We start from the raw sequence: 20573 nt of genomic DNA on the forward strand, positions 1-20573 counted from the left end.
TGTACGCAAGCCGTCAATCGAAGTCAGGCTACACGCACCAATGCTGCTGCTTTCGGATCGTATGTGTAGTCTGTAATCGTTCCGTCCTTGATCCGATCAACTGCTTCGTTGACCACGAACAGCGGTACAAGAAACCATTCGCGCGGGATCACTGGATTCCCAAAGCGATCCTTGATCTCGACATCGAGCTGAGCCAGGCCAAAGATGCGGTGGATGAGGTTTTCCAGCTTGGTGCGATTGACGTTGTAGAGCTCGTAAGTCGCGACGACTTCCACCTCGGCCATCAGAAATGTCGGGTCGAGTTTCGCGTTTGTGATACGTCGTTCCACATCCCCGCTGGTCACGCCGATCTTGTGCAGAACATCGCGATGGGCTGCGACCAGCGGGTGGTCGGACTTACTGCGCAGAACGTAAATCGTACCACTGGCTAGGTCTCCTTCGGCGCTCTCGCCGGCAAACAGCGGTCCCGCGACGGGATCGGTGATCCGCCTCCCGGCCTCGTCGCGGTGAAGCGCGCGCTGGAGAGAGCGTAGCAGCACGTCGCTTTCCGTAGCGTTGTCATAGATGACGCGCAGCCGGCTGTCGCGACGGTCATACTGCGTCGTGAATTCCTCGCCAAGTTCCGCGACATAGGCGATCTGGCCGCCGACGATGAAGAACTCGCCTTGCTTAATTTCAGCCATGGTTTGGAAGGGCCGCGTCTGGCGGATGCCGGAATCGATGTCTTTCTTGACCTGAATGAACAGAGGCTTGAATCGGTCGAAGTCCTCGCATTTCTTGCGATTGGCGATTTCCTCCGCTGCGCGTTTGTCGGCAGCGGTGCGGACGTGGCGGAGTTCGGTGATATCGGATGCGCCTGCCGCATCCCTCAGTTCGGCCAGCAACTCATCCTCATCCACCGCCTCTTCGGGAGCGGCGGGGGTGCTTTCCGCGCCTGTCAACAGTCCCTGATTGTCGAGCGGCGAAAGAAGCGAACGACATTCCTCAAGTGCGCGCAGACGGTCGAGGCGCACGGCATAAAGTCGCTCGAAGATGTCATTATCCTCGCCATGCTGCGGAGCGCGGCCGTGCTCCTTGAAAAAGCGCTGGATTTCTTCGAACCCGGCAATGATGCGTTCTTCGCGCGCGGAGCGTCCGCCCTTCTTTTCGGGCTGAGCGAAGTCGTCCAGTTCGGCGCGCAGTTCGTCGAGGTCGAGGTCAGTCATAGCGGCCCTCGTCCTTGAAACGAACAAAGGCGGCAGCGCCTTCGGCCATCCGCTTTTCCCAGGCATCTGTCGAACTGATCGAGGGAAGCCGCCCCCGCTCCTTTTTGAATTTGAAGGCTCGCAGAGCGAGTTCCTTCGCTTCGTCCGGCGTCAGGCTCGTGCGCTTGGCGGAAATCGCCGCCTGCACCTGTTTCAAGCTGTCCTCGCTCATCGTCTTGGCGAGGATAGCGTAAGCCTCGCCGAACGGATTGATCCGGTCGATAAGGTCGATGTCGAGTTCGCGGACGTCCATCGCAAACCTGCGCACGCCGTCAATCAGGGCCGTGTTGGCGCTTTGCTCGGGGTCGCCGCCTGCCCCACCCTCGAGCGCAATCTGTTTGGCCTGTTGCGTCAGGTTGAGGGCGGCGATGGCGTGCTGGCGCACCGCCTCCTGATCCTCCTCGTCAAGTTCTGGATATTTGTCCTTGATGATCTTGCCCAAGCGGACTTGCGTCAGCTCCTCAGGCACCAATTCCTCGTCAAACAAGCCGCGTTCGATGACGGTCTTGTCCTGAACGAAGGCGGCAATGACCTCGTTCAGGTCTTCGCGGCAGATGCGCGCCGCTTCCTTGCTCTTGGGTTCGGTCAGACCTTTGATCTCGATCTGGAATTGCCCCGTGTCCCCGTTGAAGCCGACATTACATTTGTTGGGGTCGTAGCCCCCGTCTCCATAGTCGAACCCTTCCACCGGACCGCTCGTGGGGTTCTTCGGTTTGAACTCGAAGCGGGGCGCAAGCACCTGCTCCATGAGTAGGCTCGCCGCTATCGCCTTCAAGGTATCGTTCACCGCCTCGCTGACGACTTCGTCGGCGGCATCCGGTTGGGCAATCAGGTTGGAGAAGCGCGCGCGAGTCTTGCCCGGAGCGTCGCGCGTCGCGCGGCCGATGATCTGCACGATTTCGGTGAGGCTCGACCGGTATCCGACAGTCAGCGCGTGCTCGCACCAAATCCAGTCGAAGCCTTCCTTCGCCATGCCTAGCGCAATGATGATATCCACATGCTCGCGGTTGTTCTTCTGCGCCGGGTCTTTCAGCGCGGCGGAAACGCGGTCACGCTTCGCGGAATCGTCGTCGACCAGATCTGCGATTTTGAGCACGCGGCCGGCCGGTGTCTTGACCAGCTGGAAGCCAGTCACGGGGTCGGGCCCCTGCCATGCGCCCAACTCTTCGATGATGTGCTCGACCTCCTTGATCTTGTCCTTCGTGCTTTCGCGGGAGTTGACGCTCGGGATATGGATGATTGTTTTCTCGGCCGGATCGAGCACGTTCAGGATATCATCGGCATAGGAGCCCGAATAAAAGAAGTAGCCAATGTCGAGCCGCTTGAGGTATTCGTAGCCGTTGAGCTGCTCATAATACGTGTAAGTGACGGTATCGAACTTCGCTTCATCGCGCGGGGCCAGCACGGCCTCGGCATCGCCCCTGAAATAGGAGCCGGTCATCGCGACGATGTGAACCTTGTCGCGGGCGATGAACTCGCCGAGATGTAGACCGAGCTTGTTGTCCGGATTCGCCGAAACGTGGTGAAATTCGTCGACGGCGATCAGCCGGTCGTCGAACGCCTCGACGCCGAACTTGTCCACCGCGAAGCGGAAAGTAGCGTGGGTGCAGACTAGCGCCTTATCGTCGCCGTCAAGGAAAGCGCCGACAGAATTGACCTTACCGCCATTGTCGTTTCCGGGCGCGTCGCAGAGATTCCATTTAGGCGCAACGGTCCAGTCGGCCCAAAAGCCGAACTTGGACAGCGGCTCGTCGTGGAAGCTAGCGCCGATAGATTTCTCTGGAACGACGATGATCGCTTGCTTGAGCCCTTGATTGTGGAGCTTGTCGAGGGCGATGAACATGAGCGCCCGGCTCTTGCCAGAGGCCGGCGGCGACTTGATCAGAAGATACTGCTCGCCGCGCCTTTCGTAGGCGCGCTCCTGCATTGGCCGCATGCCAAGCGCATTGGCCTTGGTCGAGCTACCGTTGCGGGCATAAGAAACCGAAACGGAGGGAACTGATTTTGCATCAATGGTCATGCACTCGCCCCAGCCTTCCGTTTCTTGGTCGTTCCCCGTCCTGCAGTCATCTTGGTGTAAAGCTCGAACAACTTTTCCAGCCTCTCGGTGTCATTGCGAAACCGGCGGCCAATGTAGATGCGCTCCAGCACCTCGTCGTTGCGCACGTGAGCCTCGCGCAGTTCGGCGGGCATTTTGTCCGGGGCGTACAGATCAGCGATCGTCGCTGGGAAATGCGCCTCGCGCGCGAGCAGGATATCTTCGGCGCAGCGAGTGAGATCGGCCTTGTTCTTCTCAGTCAGTGTGGGGACGGGAAATGTGTTCCAGCCGAGAGTATTGGAATAAGAGAAATCAGTTCGCATCCGTACGCAGACCGTGCCGATCCAGACCCAATGAAGTCGCGAAGCAACGATCGCCATGTTCCATAACGGTGCATCAAAGAGGGCAAAGCATTTGTTAGATATAATTGTTCCCAGCGGCAGCAATCCACACGGAAGATACTCTCTATTCTCCGAACTGATCGCCGCTACTGCGATAACAATTTCTCTACCTGATTGGCGGCGTTCATCAAATCGGTGAGGCCACTCTGCGCCTCGCTGCGTTGGGATCTTTGGACTTCCTAGTCTCATTGCGCGGACGCTTTGCAAGCGCGGCCCGATGATGGGGTGTACATGCGCAACCTGTGCATCTTTGTCTTCGATCCAGATGCAGAACCGTTGTCTTCCTCCGATAAATTCATCAGAGCCAAATATTGGTCGTATGTACTTTTGCTGATCGTTTCGCTCCAGTCCAAGAGCCAACAATTCATCGCGGGAAAGTAGCAAATTGCCGCCGTCCACAGGCTTGCTACCGAAAGTCATTTCTGAAACGGCGGTGAGAGGCTTTGCCGCCTTCTCGACAATTACGTCCGGGCCAGTCACCAAGTAGGCGTTGATGTGCTCGGTCTCCTTGACAATGGCACTTCCGTCATCGGCAACTGAAAACAGCCGACGTGTCTTGGCCAGATGACCTGAAATCCCGACAATCACCACCGTGACGCCTGCGTTGTAGCTCGCCAAGTTCGCCCATTTAAATGAGGTATGCGCGAAAGCAATTTCATGCCTGGTTTCGAAAACGAGTGGCCACAGGATCGGCACCTGCTGGCCCTGGCAGATCGAATTGGTCGCGACAAAGGCCGCAGCCGCATTAGTCTGTGTGCCGTAGTCGGCCGCCTTCATGAACCAACCGGCGACATAGTCGAGCGATTTCCAGCTTTTTGTTCGTCCGTCGAAAATCGCCTGCAGCTCTGACTTTTGCTCTTCGGATTGCCACGTCGAACCGAGATACGGAGGGTTCCCGCAGATATAGGTCTCTCCACCCTCATTCTCGAAGTCAATTTGCGCTTGATCGAGTGGTGAGTGGAACAGATCATCGGCGTGATGCTTGACGCCTGTCCCCGTAGGCGGGCAGATACTCAGCCAATCCAACCGCAGCGCATTGCCGCATGTGATCCAATTCTGGGCGTCGAGCGGCAGAAACTCGGCCAGAGCTTCTTTCTGTCCGCGATAGAGCACATCACATTGAAACTCAGCGATGATGAGAGCAAGGCGTGCGACCTCGGCCGGAAAGTCGCGCAACTCGATGCCACGAAAGTTCGTGAGCGGAATTTCGGTACGGCGGTTCTCTTCGCCGCGCCGCTGGTTGATCTCCGCCTCGATCGCCCGCATTTCCTTGTAGGCAATGACTAGGAAGTTGCCCGATCCGCAGGCCGGATCGAACACTCTGATCTTCGACATCCGCTTGCGCAGGTTGAGCAACACGCGAGAGTTGTGCCCCGCCTCCTCAAGCCGCGCCCGCAGGTCGTCGAGAAACAGCGGGTTGAGCACTTTCAGGATGTTCGGCACGCTAGTGTAGTGCATGCCGAGCGCGCCGCGCTCGTCGTCGTCGGCGACGGCCTGGATCATCGAACCGAAGATGTCTGGGTTGATCTTGGTCCAGTCCAGATTGCCGATATGAAGGAGATAGGACCGTGCGATCTTGCTAAACCGCGGCACTTTCGAGTTGCCTGAGAACAGACCTCCGTTGACGTAGGGAAATGCGTCAGCCCAATTTCGTATTTTTGCCGCCTCGCGATCTTCGATCTTCGTGTTCATAGCGAGAAATAGCTCGCCGATCACCTCGTGGGTGTTGGACGAGTCCCGCGCGCTCATCTGTTCGATGGTGCCCGTGAAAAGACGCTTCCCGTTGAAGATGTCGGTGTCCTCGGCGAAGAAGCAGAAGATCAGCCGCGCCATGAAATGGTTCATGTTGGGACGGCGCTCGACTGTTCCCCAATCGGGGTTGTCCTTGAGAAGCTCGACATAGAGGCGGTTCAGACGGCTGGTGGCCCGGATGTCGAAAGAGCTGTCGCGCACCTGCTTGACGGTGGAGATCCCGGCGAGCGGCAGAAAGAAACCGAAGTGATCAGGGAAGTCCCGATAGGCGCAAGCAATCGGCGGATCGTCCGATTCCAGGTCCTCAGCCTCGAAGTCCGCCCCGTCGGTCGCGAGGATGAATCGTGCCTTCGCCCTGGCCGTCGCCGGGCTGGCCTTCAGCGCGGTAAGAGTCTTTGTGACCTCGCCCGGCGGACAGACCGCGATGTGGATATTGTTCGTTTGCAGGACGCCGCCCAGATCGGACTTGTTAGACGCACCCGAGCGCAGCCGCTTGATCGTAGTATCCTTATTCCCGAACGCTTGGAGGAAAGCGAAAGGGAACTCGAGAGGATCGAACGGCTGCTCAGCGAGAGCCGAAATCGCTTCTTCGATTTCGACCGGGTTCATATCGTTCCTGCCCCAAAATGCATTTCAGGCTCGCATTGTGCGTCTTAACCGCGACGTCGCCTGTCGGCTTGGCCGTTCTTGGAGGAGTCGCACGGATCAACGGGATTTGTCTAACTTTTTTCGCCACGGTGAGCGCCGAACTTGGGTTATCCGCGCGCGTCTAGGATTCCTCGGCTTCAGCATCTTCCAGCTCATCAAGATGGATGAGGCGCCTCTTGATGATTCGCTCAACACGAGCGTCAACGATCGAATATTCGTTTGATGGTTTGCCACCCTGCTCTCCCTCCGGCGCGCGGGTGCCTGTCTGCTTGACCAGACCGGCATCTTCCCAATTCTTAATCTTTGTTCGCGCGCTTTGAGCGTTTACACGGAAAGCGGACTGAACGTCTCTGTTGATGAAGCGCACATCAGGCAACCTGTATATTTGCCCCAAGGTCTTGTCGGGGTAGACGGCGCTAATCCGCTCTTTAACGTATTTGTCCAGACCATCCTCTATCGATTGCTGTGTCAGCAGCATCGGAGGATTCGAGTCAGCATTTCTAATATCGTGCTCCACTATGATGGTGTCCATCAGGCGTACCAATTCGCGAGGGGAGCGCATAGATATCGAAATGACCAACCGCGTTGCCGCATCAACATCGACCGCTGCGTCAAAAAGATTAGCGAATTTCAACTTCCCTTCCGAGAAATATTTTATGCGCGAGTCCAGCATTTCTGCGAAGAATCGATCATCCCATTCGATCGTGGTATGCGCAATTTTATCCAGGCGGACAGGAAATTTGTCGGCCTCAAAGTAAGGCTTAATTTGCGTCCAGAGAAAAAATAGCCAAGCAAATCCTTCAACTTCCAAAAGCTGAACGTGCGAAAGTATGGGATGGATAAGGCGCGAACTGGCGTCCGACGAATTCTGGGTAACATCCGTTTCGTCGACCTTATCGACAAGCAACGCAATTCCGGTAAACGGGAAGATCCTCACAAAATCGACGAGCTTTTGAAGAACGGTCCGCGAAGTTCCTCCCTCGCCTCCTGCAAGGGACTTCAGCAACTTCTCGACGGGTGCCTGGACCTCGACACCGGCCTGCTTTTTGGTGAAGGCGTCAACCAACGAAGCGACAACACCCGAAAGGGAGTCCCATCGTTGAGACGCCCACATCACACTCTTTGTCTTCCAAGCTCGGTTCAATAAACGCAAGGCATCGCTCATCGTCCTTTGCCGGTCCATATCGGAGCGAGACAGATAGAACGCCTTCAGGAGAGCCATGATGAGGTTGCTCTCATCGTTATTCAGTGCACCGGTGTATGTCGATCGCTCGTCTTCAGTCAGAGACGCTAACCAGGTCAGCACCTGTTCGATAACCAAATAAGCGACTTCCTTGATCAGTTCATCCTCACTCACGGCACCCTTTCGGAGCGACGGCAGAGCGGCGGTGAAATCGACAAAGTTGACGACGAGAGGCCTATCGTCCGAAGGCTTGCGCGCCCAGATTTCGTTGAAAAGTGTTAGCCGGGTGGCGCTTTTACCTGCTCCCCGATCACCGAATAATATAAACGTCGTGTGTGCTATCGCTCTCGCAACGATCGCCTGCAAATAGGGCGGACGGACCGCATATTCCGAGATGTGAGGTTCAGTTTCAGCGGTGTAATGCTCGAAGGGGTTGCTCTTGAGTCTTAAGAATTCGGCTATGGTCGGCACTGGCCCGCGCCCTCACTCGTTTTTCAGACGCCTCTGGATCTTGCCGCCGGAGCGGCAATCTAGATCAGATCGCCCTTCTGCTGCACATAGCCGGATTCTATACGCCGGTCGATTAGTTCAATGTCTGATTGCAAGAACACCGGTAACAAAATACCCATTCCGCGAGGCTCCAGTTTCCCAATCGGCGTATCCCGCGGTGCGGATGGCGTTAAGCGGCAGGCTCGCCCGGGTCTTGAGTGTCTGGGTCCCGGGCGGTCTGGCGTATTTCGGCGCCCACGAGTGACCCGCGTCCCAAATGACCTGGCTCTTTTTGGTGCTCATAGCGGGCGATTACAGCGACGTTTGCTGGGTACCTGCAATCCGCTGAGCGCGATGGAGCCGAAGGCGCAACTCCTCGGTCAAGCCTAGCCGCTCGGGCCGCGTCGAATTCGCCGCCGGACTATGGGCTGAGTTCATCGAACAGAAGCCGGACGACTGGCAGCGTGGGAGCCGCCTTCCGTGACGGACATCAATGAACTGGCTCGGCATCTTCTCGCATCCCACACCGGGATCGGGATGACGCCGCCGTTCTACGCCGAGACTGGGAGCGCCAAAGGCAAGCAGGACTGGCCCCATTGGATCGTCCGCAACCGCTACTGCAATTCTCTCGGCCGTCTCATGCCCGGCAGATGGCCGAGGCTCTCGCTGAGGCGATGAAGAAGGCGGCTGGGTGAAGCATCTACGTGGCTCGCCGAGCGACAACGACGGCGACAATACCGACGATGATGATTGCGGCGGCGATGGCCCAGAGGCCTTCCGCGCTGATATTCACTACCCACAGACTCACGAACAACTTGTCCGACATAGGCAAACCTCATGCGTGGCGCGAAACGACATCGCGCAGCGGATTGACAAAGGTGCCTGGGGAGAGCGAGAACTAACGTTGTGAGGACGGAGAGCCCTCGGGATCTCCTCCAGGCGTCGGGCGGTGCTTTACCAGAGCATCGCCCGATTCACGTTCTAGCCCATGAGCGCATCTTCGCGACACGCCGATTCGGCTGTTTGCACCGATTATACCCCGAAAAATGATGCCTCGTCGGAATTGCGACCTGTGGACATCCTTTTAGCAACGGGGTTTTCTCTTGAAATTCAGAGCCTTGCCCTGTGCGAAAGTAGTTCATCGCAGCATTTGACATTGGATAACTTTTTCGGGGCTCTCCGATGTGGAGCCGGATCACTGTCGGATTTGATCAAAGCCACGGGGGGACCGCAAGGTGGCGCGGATGGTCAACCGGTGCAAGGGATGGGGAACGCTGCCCGCTTCCATCACATTGGTCACCACGCGGACAGCGCCAGAACCCCTGCCACGACGACCACGAGTACGCCGCTGGTCAATAGCCTCCTGTCCTTGTCATAGAAGGCCACGACCGACACCAACGCGCCGAACAGCGCGATGGCGATGAACAGGGCGGCGGTCACCCCTCCCTCGCCAACAGCTCTCGCACGTTGACCTGGGGTCGGCCACTCTTCACCGGCCCAGTGGGGTGCAAACCGCAAGCCCGTTGCACGAAGATCTTCCCGATCTCCGCCCACACCTGCTCCGGGGTGATCACCTCTGCGTCACCCCGGGTCAATTCCATGTTGATCAACCTCATCCCTTGCGTGCCTCGAACTCTTCCAGGGTGAGTTCGATCTGCCGGACTTGTCGGAACATGTCCTTGATCATCTCGATCAGCTTCTCCTGGGTGAGCTTCGTTGCCGGCTCGTCGACCTGCTCCGGCAGTGCGTATGCGCAGTCGGCGCACATGATCGCCCGCTTGGCTCCGATGAAGCTGGAATCATCCAGCTCCTGGCACAGCTGACCGACGCAGCGGGCATGGATGTACTCACCTGGAGCCCATCCATGACGCTGCGGCCTGCTGTCTGTTTTCCAGCGCACCATCGGCATCAGCGCACCATGGCGCCGGCAGCGAGGGCCAGGCCGACGCTCGCCGCTGCGCTCCGCTTGGAGTGGGCGAAGCTGGTCTGCTTGACCATCTGGTTGTGCTTCACCAGCGCGCTGTCGAGGTCGACCTGCAGCTGCTCGACCGAGGCGTCGTTGTGGATGATGAAGTCCGGCTTGATGCGATCGATGCGCTCGCTGTCGTGGACGCCCCACATCAGCCCGAACCGGTCGTACAGGAACTCGCCGAGCTTGCCCCACTTGAACTTAGCCGGCTTCGTCCCCGGGCGCTTGATCATGATGACCACGCCGCCGAGCTTCCGGATCGCCGCAGCTTCGTTCGGGAAGCGCACGGAGTCGTTCATCACGGACTCGCCCTCAGCGATGCCGCGTCCCCAGGTGTTGGCCCACAGATCCTGGCTGATCAGCTCCCGGCCCCACTCGGTGCCGATCGTGATCTGCGCGTAGCGCGAGGTGACGCCCAGGCACGGGATGACCTGCTCCTTGAGATCGCCTTCCAGGTAGCGCGTGATCTCGTCCGACGACATGCCGTTCGCCTGCAGCAGCACAGCGAGCATCGCCCGCAACGGCTCGGCGATGTGCTTACGGCGGATGCCGTATTTCTTCTCCAGGTACAGAGCCGCCGTCGTCTTGCCCGACTGAGCGAAACCTGCGAGTCCAACTACCGTCATTTGTCTTCTCTCTCCTCGTTACAATTCAAGCAAATCAGCAGGCAAGCAGCTGCCGGGTCACATCGCAGGCGTCCCACAGGCTGGTGAGGCGATAGCCGATGCAGTGCATGAGCATCGCGTGCTCGTGCGGATTGGATTTCTCCTCGACCGCCGCGACGATCGGGATGCCCTTGGAGTCGGCCCAGGCGATCTCCATGACGGTGCCGATCGACACGGTCTTCGCGCCGAGCAAGTTCACCAGCAGGACGTCGCAACGCATCGCGTCCCAGCGGTCGCGGATGGTCAGGCCCTTGGGCATCGACATCGGAGACTCGAGCCGAGCAGCCTCCTCCGCGGCGTTCGTGAAGATGCCGACCTGCTTCAGGTGTTCTTGCTCGCGCAGCGGCGAGAGGGCTTTGATCCCCCACTCGCCGAGCACTTCCTTCACGCTGTCGCGCCAGCTGGTGGCGCCATCGAAGTTGAGCCCGGAGATCGGGCCCGCCAAGTAGACGAGCGGCTTCATCGTTCTTCCTTTGCATTCATGCAAACGATCAGGCGGCGAAAGACGGCGCCGGCACGCGCACGACGCGCTTCCCAGGCCGCCATTTGCCTTTCTGCAAGGTCAGCAGCGAGCGCTTGCCATCCGGGTACTGGATGATCACGGTGACCGCCCAGCCCGACAGGCCCTTGTTGTAGCCGTGGCGCAGGTTCATGGCGCCGGCCACGTACACGCCCTCCATGATCTCGGGGCTGTGCTTGTCGCCGATCGACATCTTGCGCCCTGCCCGCGCGAAGCCGTTCACGGTGCCCTTGGCGCCGTTCGCGCCGCGGAAGCCGTGGTTGCCGACCTCGATGCCGTCGATCAGGTGGCTGTAGCCGTCATGGCACCAGATCACCTTGTCGCCGAGCTGCGGATATTTCATCCGGATCGCGTGTTCGAGCAGCGAGAAGCGAGGCACGGGTTGGTTGTTGTCGATGGCGATCGAGCGCCGTTCGACGTAGTCCAGGTACGCGTCTTCGAGCTGCAGGCCGAAGCGGACGTTCCGGCCGTCGTTTCGGTACCGGCCTTCTCGGGCGTACTTCTCCAGTGCGATGTCGTGGTTGCCTTCCGCAACGATGAAGGTCCGATCGCCGACCGTGACCATCGGCAGCGCGCCCAGGCCGATCGCCGTCAGCAAGAACTGACCGCACTGCTCGACTTCCTCCTCCACGCTGTCGCGGCCCCGGAAGGCCATCTCGTAGCTGTAGGCGTTGTCGTGGACGTGGTGGTGATTCCTCGCCTCGTTGTCGAAGATGTCGTGGCCGATGACGTTCTCGGGATCGAGGACGTCAACCATGCTCTCGCGGAACTGCGCCCGGCCGCCCCGCATGTCCCATCCGAAGATGGCCATGCAGTTGGCCTGGTCCATCTTGCGGACGTGGAGGTCCGGCATGGTGATCGCACGAGCCCGATGGCCCGTGGTCACCTCGGCGTTCGCCACGTAGGCGTCGAGGTCGTAGAACGCCCCGGTATGGTCGTCTGCCGTGATCTGCCGGCAGAAGACGTCGCCGTCCTCGTCGAACTGCACCACGGTGGCGCCCACCACCTGGTGGAACAGCGACTTCACGCCCGCCTTGCGCGGGATGATCTTCGGCCGCGTGCAGGCGCCCGACGTCATGACCTGGTGGGCCTGGACGTTGGGGTCGTTGGACGGGACGCTCTTGAGCTGGCGCTTGGCGTGCGGGAACACGGCCCACCGGCCCCGGCTGTAGGTCACCAGGTCGGAGATCGGCTGCGACGCGGTCGGCAGCGTGTTCATCTCGCCGCAGAACACGAAGTTCGAACCGATCTTCATCTGGCCGAAGCACAGGTGCTCCGTCAGCTCGGGCGCATAGGTGCGCGCCTGCGGGTCGTTCTCCGCCCACCACTGAGTTTCGTAGGTCCAGGGACCGACGATGATCTCGGCGTCGATGTAGGCGGCATAGGCCTTCAGGTTGACCCAGAACTCCTCGTGCAGGAGCGCATCGTTCTGCGCGCCTGTGAAGATGAAGTTCTTGCCGCGGGGATCGCGATACGGCGCGACGCGCAGGGTCTCGACCATCCAGGTCCGGGGCCTGCCCTCCTTCTCGACGTAGCGACGGTGCTTGGCGGACCAGCTCCGCAGCATCGGCGTGTCGACGATGACGGCTTCCGGGTTGATGACCGGGTATTTCGATTGGGTGATGAGTTGGGTAACCTCGGCCGAGAGCGTCTTCGCCCGGATCAACGGGTCGACTTCTTCGGCGGACAGTTCTTCGCCACCTGAGGTGACGGTAGCCTTGGGTGCAGGCGGAACGTAGAGCGACCAGTCGATCGCATAGTTCTCTTTGCGCTTACGCTTCAGCGCCTCTTCGGCGCGGACCCAGTTCGGATAGTTGATGTTCTCTTGGCGCTCGGCCGTCTTCGTCGCGGATGCGATCCCGCCGCGCGATCCCTGAGGGTGGTACCCCTGTCTCAGGAGGTCTTCGATGACCTGTTTCCTGCGGGCGCGTTCAGCGGATGGCGTTTGCGGCGGTGCCATGATTTCCTTCGGAAGGGCTGTGGATTTCTTCCTGAGCCACTATCATAGAATTTGCTGGAATGCAAATGCACGACGAGATAATGCAAACGGTTGGGCCGGGCTCTCACCGGCTGCCCCTGAGCGCTCAGGGTCTGCGTGTGCGGGTTTGGTGTCGGTAGATGGCCGGGGCGTCCCGGCCCGCACAGGGCTTATGCAGATTTCAGATTGAGGAACTTCGTGATGCGGTCGACCACTGCGTCCGGCATGGCCATGACCTGGTTCGAGAGGCCGTCCATCCGTTCGGTCAGGCGGGTCTCGATCGCTCGCACGGTATCCCAGGAGGCATATTCCTCCACGACCTTCATCTTGAAGTTTGCCAGCTCCTTCTCGACGGAGTGGATAGAGTCGGCAGCGTCTTTGCGCACGCCCTCCACCTTGGTCTCCATGCGGTACCAAACGCCGGAGATGGCGCCCACGACCGCGATGATGGGTCCGGCGAGGCTCAGCACGTCAGCGAGCGTTACGTCGGCGAGAGCCATTAGAATTTACCGTCCTGTTCTGCCCGGTCGAGCAGGGCCAAGCAGGCCTTGGTGTCGTCGATGTTGGAGTTTGCCGTCACCAGGGCGGCCCGGTATCGCGCGATCACGACGCGGGCATCCATACCCGCCTTGATCGGGGGAAGCTCCACGGCGTTCGCCAGGCGCATGCAGGACTGGATGCTCATCCGCTCCTGCGGCGATGCATCACCGAATGTTTTGCAGGCTGCGAGCGTCAGCGGGAGACAGAATAAAACCGCCAGCCTTCGCAGGCCGGCGACCCAGCTGCTTTTCATAGTCCTTGACCTTCTTTTCGAGAGCGGCTTTCGCCGTTTCAGCCTGCTTGAGACGTTCGGCCGTGCCGGCGTCGGGCTCCTGGTCCAGGCAGACGGGAGCGGGCTTTGCTGATGCGTCGGCGAGCTGCTGCTTCAGCTGCTCTACCTGCGCGGTGAACTTGGCGGAGGTCGAGACGACTCCGCGGTGATGGGTGTAGGAGATGATCGCCGCCAGGATCAGCAAGGCCGCGAGGGCCTTGCCGATCTTGGTCGCGAAGATCGCCTTGGCCTTGGCCCAGATGGCCTTGGCCTTGGTGATAGCCTTATCCAAGGTGAACTCCTGCTTGATGGTCAGCGAGGCGGCGCTTGATGACGTCGCCATAGAGCTGCCAGCTGATGAAGCCGACAGCGATCACGCCGACCCACCAGTACGGCGCGAGGCCGGCAGCGAGGTCGTGGATCGAGTCGAGGACGGCCTTGGCGGTCTGCGCCTTGCCGACCATGTCCTGAGCCTGGTCGAGGATGCCGGTCTGCTGCGCGCCACCCACGGCGCCCGCACCCACCAGGATCTTCGACACGAGCGAGCCCTTGTCGGCCGCCGCGATCGTCGCCGAGCCGGCGGTCCGGAGATCGTCGACCGTCGCCGTCTGGCGCGCGACCGATGGCTCGGCAGCCTGATCAGGACCGACGCTATCGAGATGCTCGGTGGTCTCGTCGTTGGGGTGGCCCGTGATCTTCAGGCCTTCCTTCCGCTGGAATGCGGAGGTCGCGCCCGTGGTCAGGTTGCCCCAGTCGCCGTCGACCTTGCCGACCGCGTAGCCCAGCTCCTTCAGCTTGCTCTGGTAGAGCAGCGTGACGGACTTGCTCGGCTTGGCCTCGAAGCCGTTGGCCAGGCGACGAGCCCAAACAGCGTCCGCGTTGCGCATGCGCGTGTCGTAGTTGTTCTGCTTGTAGCCGGCGCCGTTGTAGCCCTTGGCGAACTTGGCGAAGTCCTTGGCGATGAGATGCCTGTCGAGTTTGCTCGACTTGATCTCTCGGACCATGGCTTCGATCTGCTCGGCGACGCCCTTCGACAGCTCCTCGACCATGGCGGTCGCGTTGTCGTAGTGCAGGCGCTCGGCGTTGAAGCCCATGGTTTGGCCAAGGCCCCAGGACGCCGCTCTGTTGGCGACTTCCTCGTCGATCTGCCTCGCTTTTGCGATGACATTCAATCGACCGGCCGAGGTGCCCTGGTCCTTGTACTGGGTGTTCCGGCTCCACTTCGGGATGGCGAGGCCCGCCTTGATGGCGTCCTTCAGCTTCATTGGCTTGTGGGACTGCAGCTCGGAATAGAACTTGTGCCGCTCGAAGAGCAGCGCTGGGGTGTGGTTGTCCTGCTCGAACGGTTTCCCCGAGGTCTCGCATTCGACAACGGCGAGCAGCGCAGACGCAGGCCAGCCGTTCGCGTTCGCTGCCGCCACGATGGCGTCAACGATTTCCTTACTGAACATGTTGGAGTCTTTCGTTAGAGGTCGTCGGGGAAGTTCCATTTCTCGGGCAGCACGGTGCCCATGACTTCACCCGGGAGTGGACTCAGCAGCAGGTCGTCCGCACGGTCGCTGAAGTCGGTGCCGTTGCCGGGCCCGCGACATTCGAGCGTGGAGCGGATGCCAGTGCTCTTGATGTACGTGTGGATCGCTCGCTGAACGACGTAAGAGCCGTTCACGCGGTCACGCATGCCCTGCACCGAGATGGTCTGGGTGTCGCGGATCCACGGGTCGCCCTTCGCCAGATCGAACGTTGCCTCGACCTGGGCGCGGTTGAACGCTTCCATCTTGGAGTTGGCAGCCGCAGTGGCTTCCGCCGCCGATTTGAACCATTCGCCCATCGGATATTCGCCGCCAGTGGCCTGCCCGATCGGAGCGGTCGATGACTGGACCCATTTGCGGACCTTGTCGTGCTCATCCCACCAGAACGCCTTGACGCCGCTGAACGCGGAGCGCTGCATGTAGCGGACCTGCCAGTCGCCGAAGTGCTCCGGCTTGAGCACCAACGTCGGCACGGGCTCGCCGCTGGCGTTGGTGACGGAGTCGCGAGGCACAAACATCAGCTTGCCGTCGACCACCTTCGCCACGGCGCCGTAGCGGCGCTCCAGCTCGTTGATGACGTGCAGGTTGCTGGTGATCTGGTTCTTGGTCTCGACCTGTTGGTCGGTCAGACCAGTGGCACCCGCGACGGCCATACCGGTCTCGCCGGCAATGTCACTGAGGATCTCGCCGACGGTCTTGCCGATGTATTCCTTGGTCGTCGGCGCCTTGTTCAGGTCACCGAACTTGGTGGACGTGCCGACCAGCTGCACACTGCGCGGCTTGCCCTTGTAGACGACGTCGGTGAGATTGAAGGTTCCGAGATAGGCAAGGCCCACCTCTTTGTAGCCGAGGTAGACGCCGATCTGATCACCAGGATCGACTGTGGCGAGAGCCCAGTCTCGGTCATCGAGAGTGATGGTGCAGTTGTCGCCCTCGCCGCCGCCAGCGATCAGCTCAACTTTGATCTGCGTGGTTCGGTCGTTGAAGTTCCCCGTGATATCGATACCGCCCTTCATGACGCGGTAGATCGGGGTGTAGCCGGTGGCCATTTACACTCCGCGCAAAAAGAAAGTCCGCCCCGAAGGACGGCCTTCATACGCTGTCGCGTATATTTCGCGGCTATACGCGCTCGCGTATGCCGCTGATCATTTCCAGAGGAAGACCTGCTTGAGCACCGGAGGTGCATCCAGCGTCTTCGGTGCGTCCGGAAGGTTGATTGTGATGCCCAACGGGAGCACGATGCCGTAAAGCTCGACGCCAGGGTTCTGCTCGATCACCCATTCCACGATCCCGTTGGACGAGTTGCCGTATCTGGCGAAGCAGATACGGTCGAGCCTATCGAAAATCTTGGTGACGTAAGTCGACATCAGATCCCCAGCTTCGAGTTGTCGTCGGTTGCCGCAGGGATCACGACGCCGCCTGTGTAGACGTCATCTCCGTACTTGGTCAGCTCGACCGTGAAGTCGATCTTCTGTGCGATGCCGATCGCGCCGATCTTCTGCTCGACTGTCCGGACCCGCTTGATCGCATAGGTGCCGACGAACTCGGCTGCATAGCCGGCTGGGTCTTTCAGCGGGTAGAACCGCATCATGTCCATCGGCTTGCCTCGCCTGCCCGCCGCCTTCAGGCGCGAGATCGTGTCGAGACCGCCGAAATGGTACGGGTACAGCTTTCCGTCGATCGAGATGTTCTCTTCACCTGGACCGACAAACTGCATCGCCGGATCACGGGAAAGCCGATCATTCGACACCCAGGTGAACTGGTGGTCGCGCTGGATCGTCTCGAAGTTCGGCGTCTCATGGTTCGGCAGCGGAACGTAGAAGAGGATCGTGTCGCTGCCATCCGTGGGGGCCGTCTCTCCCTTCGCCAGGACGGGAGCCATGCCCAACAGCATGAATGCCATAGATACCTCTCGGATTGTTGGAGGAGAGCCCGGCCCCGTAGGGCCGAGCTATTCGCGTTAGGTGTATTCGGAGTCCGTGTCGTGGGTCCGCCAGTTCATCTGCTCGTCGACGCGGCGCTGGACCAGCGTTGCGAGAGCTTCCGGATCGTGGCTGTTGCCGTTGATGTGGATCGCGACGCTACCCCGGCCGCTGCCGCCAAAGTCGCCCCTCATCGGGACGCCAGACTGCGGAGCCGCAGGAACGTTCTTGATCGCATCGGCCGGCGACGGCACATCGTTGATGTGCTGCTCGATGAACCTGCGATAGTTGATCGCGCCTTGGCGACCCTTGCCGTAGGCTGAGCCAGGACCGACCCAGTCGGTGAACTCGTTGCCGTCCAGCCTGCCGGTCTTCGGATCCCTGAGTCTGAGCCCGGGGATGCCGGTTCGCGCCGACCCGTTGGGATCGGTCGGCAAGCCTTGGTCGGTGTGACCACCGATGATGTGGCTGCCGGCGAGCGCGCGGTTCGTGAGCGCGTCGTACTTGGCGAACTCCTTCGGATTGCGCTTCAGTCGCTCGATCGTCGGCCCAAGTTCGCCTCGACGGATGGGACCGTAGAAGCTCCTCGGGTTGATCCGGCCATCGGCGCTGTAGCCGAGCATCTGACGCATGGTCTTGCCCTGCATGTCCGCACGGTTCATGAGGCTTTCGATCGTACCGCCCCTGCTCGCGCCCTCGGTCGCCTGCATTGCAGCGAGGTGCATTCTCAGGGTCGGATCGTCCTTCAGCTCCTGCTCGAAGCGAGCGCGTCGAGCAGCGAGGAAGGCGTTTCCACCCAAGCCTTGGCCAACGCTCATGTCAGCCGGGCCGCCAGCGGGGACGCTGGTCCCAACATCTGGAGCACTGCCGACACCGGAGCTAACCCTTCCACGACCGATGATGCCGCCCGTCCCAACACCGAAGTTTGGGAGCGAGCCGCCCGGCGTGACGTTCTTGATCAGGGCGTCGGGAGTGCCGACGCCATTGAGCAGGCGCGTGCCGCTGCCACCTCCGCCGCCAGCCAAAGAGGAGCCGGCACCTTCGTAGGCGTAGCCGAGACCGCCACCGCGCCGCATGGCGCTGAAGTCGGTGCTCATGAGCGAAGCTCGTTCGATCTTGCCGCCGAACTTGTCGAGCTTGTCACCCAGGTAGTTCATCGGGTGGACGTCGGCCGGGTTGAAGCCCCAACCGGACTGCAGGTGATAGCGGCTCTTCTTGTCGTCGGCGATCCGCTTCTGCCAGGACTCGTAGGACTCGCCCTTCTCCCTGATCCTCGACTTGTTGACGCCGGAGTTCTGGAGCGCAGTTGCGACGCCGGCAGCCAGTGCCGGTGAGCCGAAGATGGCCGCCAGAGCGCCAACCAGAGTCACGAACGAGGATAGGACAGAGATGACCGGGCCGAGGATCACGAGCGCGCCGACCAGAGCGATGATCTTAGCAGTGAAGCGACCCATCGCCTCCGCGTCGCCGTTGGCGCCGAAGTAGCTGGACACCTTCGACATGACGTTGGAGATCATTTCCCCGACTTCTCGCAGACCGGTGGCGAAGCCACGAGCAAACTTGAAGTAGGTCTCGGTCTTTCCGATACCGCCCTCGCCGGGCTTGCCGAACATCGACTCGAGCAGGTCGCGGAACGTGCCAGGTTTACCGAGGAAGCCTTCCGTCAGTCCGTTCAGGACTGCGGTGAGCTTGTCCTTCATGCCTCCGGTCTTGACTGCGTCGTACCAGTCAGAGACGTACTGGCTGAGCTGTTCGACGAACGGCTTGAAAGTGGATCCCAGCTCGGTCTTGATGACCTTCCAGGTGGCGCTGATGCGGCCCATCAAGAACTCGAGGCTCTTGCTGTACTCACCCCACGCTTCGCTGATGAAGTCGTTGCCTTCCGTCTGGTTTGCCGCCTGCTCTGCCAGCTCCTTCGTTCGCTTGAGCATCTCGGGAGATGCGATCATGTTCGCCAGGAACCGACCGAAGTCGGCGCCGAACATTGCCGACATCGCCTTCTGCCGATCGAGCGGCGCCTTGATCTTCTGGAACGAGCTGATCAGGTCGAAGATACCCTTGTTGGGGTCCTTCTTGAGCTTCTGCTCGATCTCGCCGTACGAGCCATACCCCAGCTGCCCGGGGAGGCTCATGAACAGCCGGTCCTTCTCGGACCGATGGTGTTTCTTGGTGATGGCGTTCGCTTCCATCGTCAGTTCGGCGAGCGTTTCACCGAGGCTGCCGAGGAATCGAGCGGCCTGCTGGCCCTGAGCACCGGCCTGGATGGCCGAGGCGCCGAACGCCAGAGTCGACTGCTGGTTCATGCCCAGCAGCGCGCCGGAACCCATACCGGTGCGGAGGAACGAGAACATCTGGTCGGGACGAGCGGCGGTCTTTGCAGCCAGGAACGCGGCGATGTTGCCGAGACGACGGACACCCTTGATGTCCTTCAATCGGCCGGCACCAAATTCCTGCGCGATCGCATAGCCCATGCCGTCCATGGCCTGGTCCGCTTCGACACCGAAGGTCTTGGCGAGCATGGTGACCATCTCGCCCGTCTGTTCCGACATCCTTTCCGGAACGCCGGCCTTGGCGGCCTCAACGACGGTCTGCATGAACCGCGCCGGGTCCTGACCGAGCTGAACGGACTTCGGCAGAATGCGCTCACGAAGGCCGGCGAAGCCGCCGGGGATATCCTTCTCGTCCATGTTGATGCGGGCGTTGGCTTCCGCACGATCCATGTCGGTGGCCGATCGGATCGCCGAACTGACGGCGCGGCCGGTGCCATACATCAAGCCGCCGCCGATGAGGCCGGCCTGGAAGCTGCCGCTGCGGACAGATCCTGCGACGGTGCGCATGGATGCCGCAAACGCGGCGCGAGATCGAAGCGCTGCAGCTCGCTGCTGCCGATCGATGCGGTCCCGATTACGCCACTGGGCTAGATGCAGATCGGTCTCTGCCTTGTGCAGAGACGCCGTCATGCCCAGGACGCGCTGGTTTTCCTTGTTGTAGACCGAGCGATAAGCCTGGTGATACTTGATCTTTTCCTTCAGCGACTTGGCGAGGTCGTCCTTCTGGGAGCCCGTCGCCTTCTGCCAAGCTCGCGCGTGCGCCTGAATGTCTCGCTGCATGCCCTTGTAGACACGCGCATTCATCTGGCCCAGTTCGCGAGCTTCCTTGGCCATGTCGACGTACTTCTTGGTCAGGCCGTTGATGGCCTTGCCGGTCCCCTGCAGGTCCCTCATCAGCTGGGGCGACACGATCGGCGTCGTTATGGCATTCTTCGCGAAGCTCTTGTTGATCTGCTCCTTGAGAGCCTTAATCTTCGCCTGGAGAGCTGCGATGGTCGCCGAGCCGCTGGAGCGAAACTCCAGCTCGGCAATCATCTTCATGTGTTCGTCGGCCATTGCAGCTCCCTGGCTATGCGCAAAAGAAAAAACCCAGG

18 protein-coding genes are annotated in these 20573 nt (G+C 60.4%); all 18 read right to left on the reverse strand.

Annotation, left to right across the window (positions count from 1 at the left end; translation table 11 throughout):
- Nucleotides 1-23: 23 nt before the first annotated feature.
- Nucleotides 24-1205, reverse strand: a complete 1182-nt coding sequence (locus XI02_RS24315; protein WP_028340224.1) for a GIY-YIG nuclease family protein — start codon at nt 1203-1205, stop codon at nt 24-26.
- Nucleotides 1198-3264 (reverse strand): DEAD/DEAH box helicase, encoded by a 2067-nt coding sequence (locus XI02_RS24320; RefSeq protein WP_028340225.1) that lies wholly within the window; start codon nt 3262-3264, stop codon nt 1198-1200. The genes XI02_RS24315 and XI02_RS24320 overlap by 8 nt, the downstream gene beginning before the upstream one ends.
- Entirely contained in the window at nt 3261-6044 is a 2784-nt protein-coding gene (locus XI02_RS24325; protein WP_028340226.1) for a DNA methyltransferase, read from the reverse strand. Before XI02_RS24325 ends, XI02_RS24320 begins: the two co-directional genes overlap by 4 nt.
- Before the next feature lie 160 nt (nt 6045-6204).
- On the reverse strand, nt 6205-7737 hold the full coding sequence (locus tag XI02_RS24330) for a P-loop ATPase, Sll1717 family (RefSeq protein WP_051447821.1): 1533 nt from the start codon (nt 7735-7737) through the stop codon (nt 6205-6207).
- A 718-nt stretch (nt 7738-8455) separates the two neighbouring features.
- Nucleotides 8456-8581 (reverse strand): hypothetical protein, encoded by a 126-nt coding sequence (locus tag XI02_RS46025; RefSeq protein ID WP_256438750.1) that lies wholly within the window; start codon nt 8579-8581, stop codon nt 8456-8458.
- Nucleotides 8582-9051: 470 nt separating this feature from the next.
- Nucleotides 9052-9195: a hypothetical protein gene (locus XI02_RS24335; protein WP_155258437.1), complete on the reverse strand. Its 144-nt coding sequence runs from the start codon at nt 9193-9195 to the stop codon at nt 9052-9054.
- Nucleotides 9196-9367: 172 nt separating this feature from the next.
- Nucleotides 9368-9664 carry a hypothetical protein gene (locus tag XI02_RS24340; RefSeq protein ID WP_028340230.1) on the reverse strand — a complete coding sequence of 99 codons (297 nt, stop codon included), beginning with the start codon at nt 9662-9664 and terminating at the stop codon, nt 9368-9370.
- Nucleotides 9664-10350: a hypothetical protein gene (locus tag XI02_RS24345; protein ID WP_051447822.1), complete on the reverse strand. Its 687-nt coding sequence runs from the start codon at nt 10348-10350 to the stop codon at nt 9664-9666. Before XI02_RS24345 ends, XI02_RS24340 begins: the two co-directional genes overlap by 1 nt.
- Before the next feature lie 34 nt (nt 10351-10384).
- Nucleotides 10385-10852, reverse strand: coding sequence for a nucleoside 2-deoxyribosyltransferase (locus XI02_RS24350; protein WP_028340231.1), 468 nt, complete (start codon nt 10850-10852; stop codon nt 10385-10387).
- Nucleotides 10853-10880: 28 nt separating this feature from the next.
- On the reverse strand, nt 10881-12869 hold the full coding sequence (locus tag XI02_RS24355) for a hypothetical protein (protein WP_028340232.1): 1989 nt from the start codon (nt 12867-12869) through the stop codon (nt 10881-10883).
- Between the two features lie 188 nt (nt 12870-13057).
- Nucleotides 13058-13387 carry a hypothetical protein gene (locus tag XI02_RS24360; protein WP_028340233.1) on the reverse strand — a complete coding sequence of 110 codons (330 nt, stop codon included), beginning with the start codon at nt 13385-13387 and terminating at the stop codon, nt 13058-13060.
- Nucleotides 13387-13572 carry a hypothetical protein gene (locus tag XI02_RS24365; RefSeq protein ID WP_028340234.1) on the reverse strand — a complete coding sequence of 62 codons (186 nt, stop codon included), beginning with the start codon at nt 13570-13572 and terminating at the stop codon, nt 13387-13389. Before XI02_RS24365 ends, XI02_RS24360 begins: the two co-directional genes overlap by 1 nt.
- A gap of 19 nt (nt 13573-13591) precedes the next feature.
- Nucleotides 13592-14041: a hypothetical protein gene (locus tag XI02_RS24370; protein ID WP_028340235.1), complete on the reverse strand. Its 450-nt coding sequence runs from the start codon at nt 14039-14041 to the stop codon at nt 13592-13594.
- Nucleotides 13983-15149 carry an N-acetylmuramidase domain-containing protein gene (locus tag XI02_RS24375; protein ID WP_051447823.1) on the reverse strand — a complete coding sequence of 389 codons (1167 nt, stop codon included), beginning with the start codon at nt 15147-15149 and terminating at the stop codon, nt 13983-13985. Before XI02_RS24375 ends, XI02_RS24370 begins: the two co-directional genes overlap by 59 nt.
- A gap of 14 nt (nt 15150-15163) precedes the next feature.
- Nucleotides 15164-16276 carry a phage late control D family protein gene (locus XI02_RS24380; RefSeq protein ID WP_028340236.1) on the reverse strand — a complete coding sequence of 371 codons (1113 nt, stop codon included), beginning with the start codon at nt 16274-16276 and terminating at the stop codon, nt 15164-15166.
- 96 nt (nt 16277-16372) lie between these two features.
- Nucleotides 16373-16594 (reverse strand): tail protein X, encoded by a 222-nt coding sequence (locus tag XI02_RS24385; protein WP_028340237.1) that lies wholly within the window; start codon nt 16592-16594, stop codon nt 16373-16375.
- Nucleotides 16594-17130, reverse strand: a complete 537-nt coding sequence (locus XI02_RS24390) for a phage tail protein (protein ID WP_028340238.1) — start codon at nt 17128-17130, stop codon at nt 16594-16596. Before XI02_RS24390 ends, XI02_RS24385 begins: the two co-directional genes overlap by 1 nt.
- Nucleotides 17131-17187: 57 nt before the next feature.
- Nucleotides 17188-20535: a phage tail tape measure protein gene (locus tag XI02_RS24395; protein ID WP_028340239.1), complete on the reverse strand. Its 3348-nt coding sequence runs from the start codon at nt 20533-20535 to the stop codon at nt 17188-17190.
- Between the last annotated feature and the right edge of the window lie 38 nt (nt 20536-20573).

Source organism: Bradyrhizobium sp. CCBAU 21365, assembly GCF_015291305.1.
GTDB classification, from domain to species: domain Bacteria; phylum Pseudomonadota; class Alphaproteobacteria; order Rhizobiales; family Xanthobacteraceae; genus Bradyrhizobium; species Bradyrhizobium elkanii.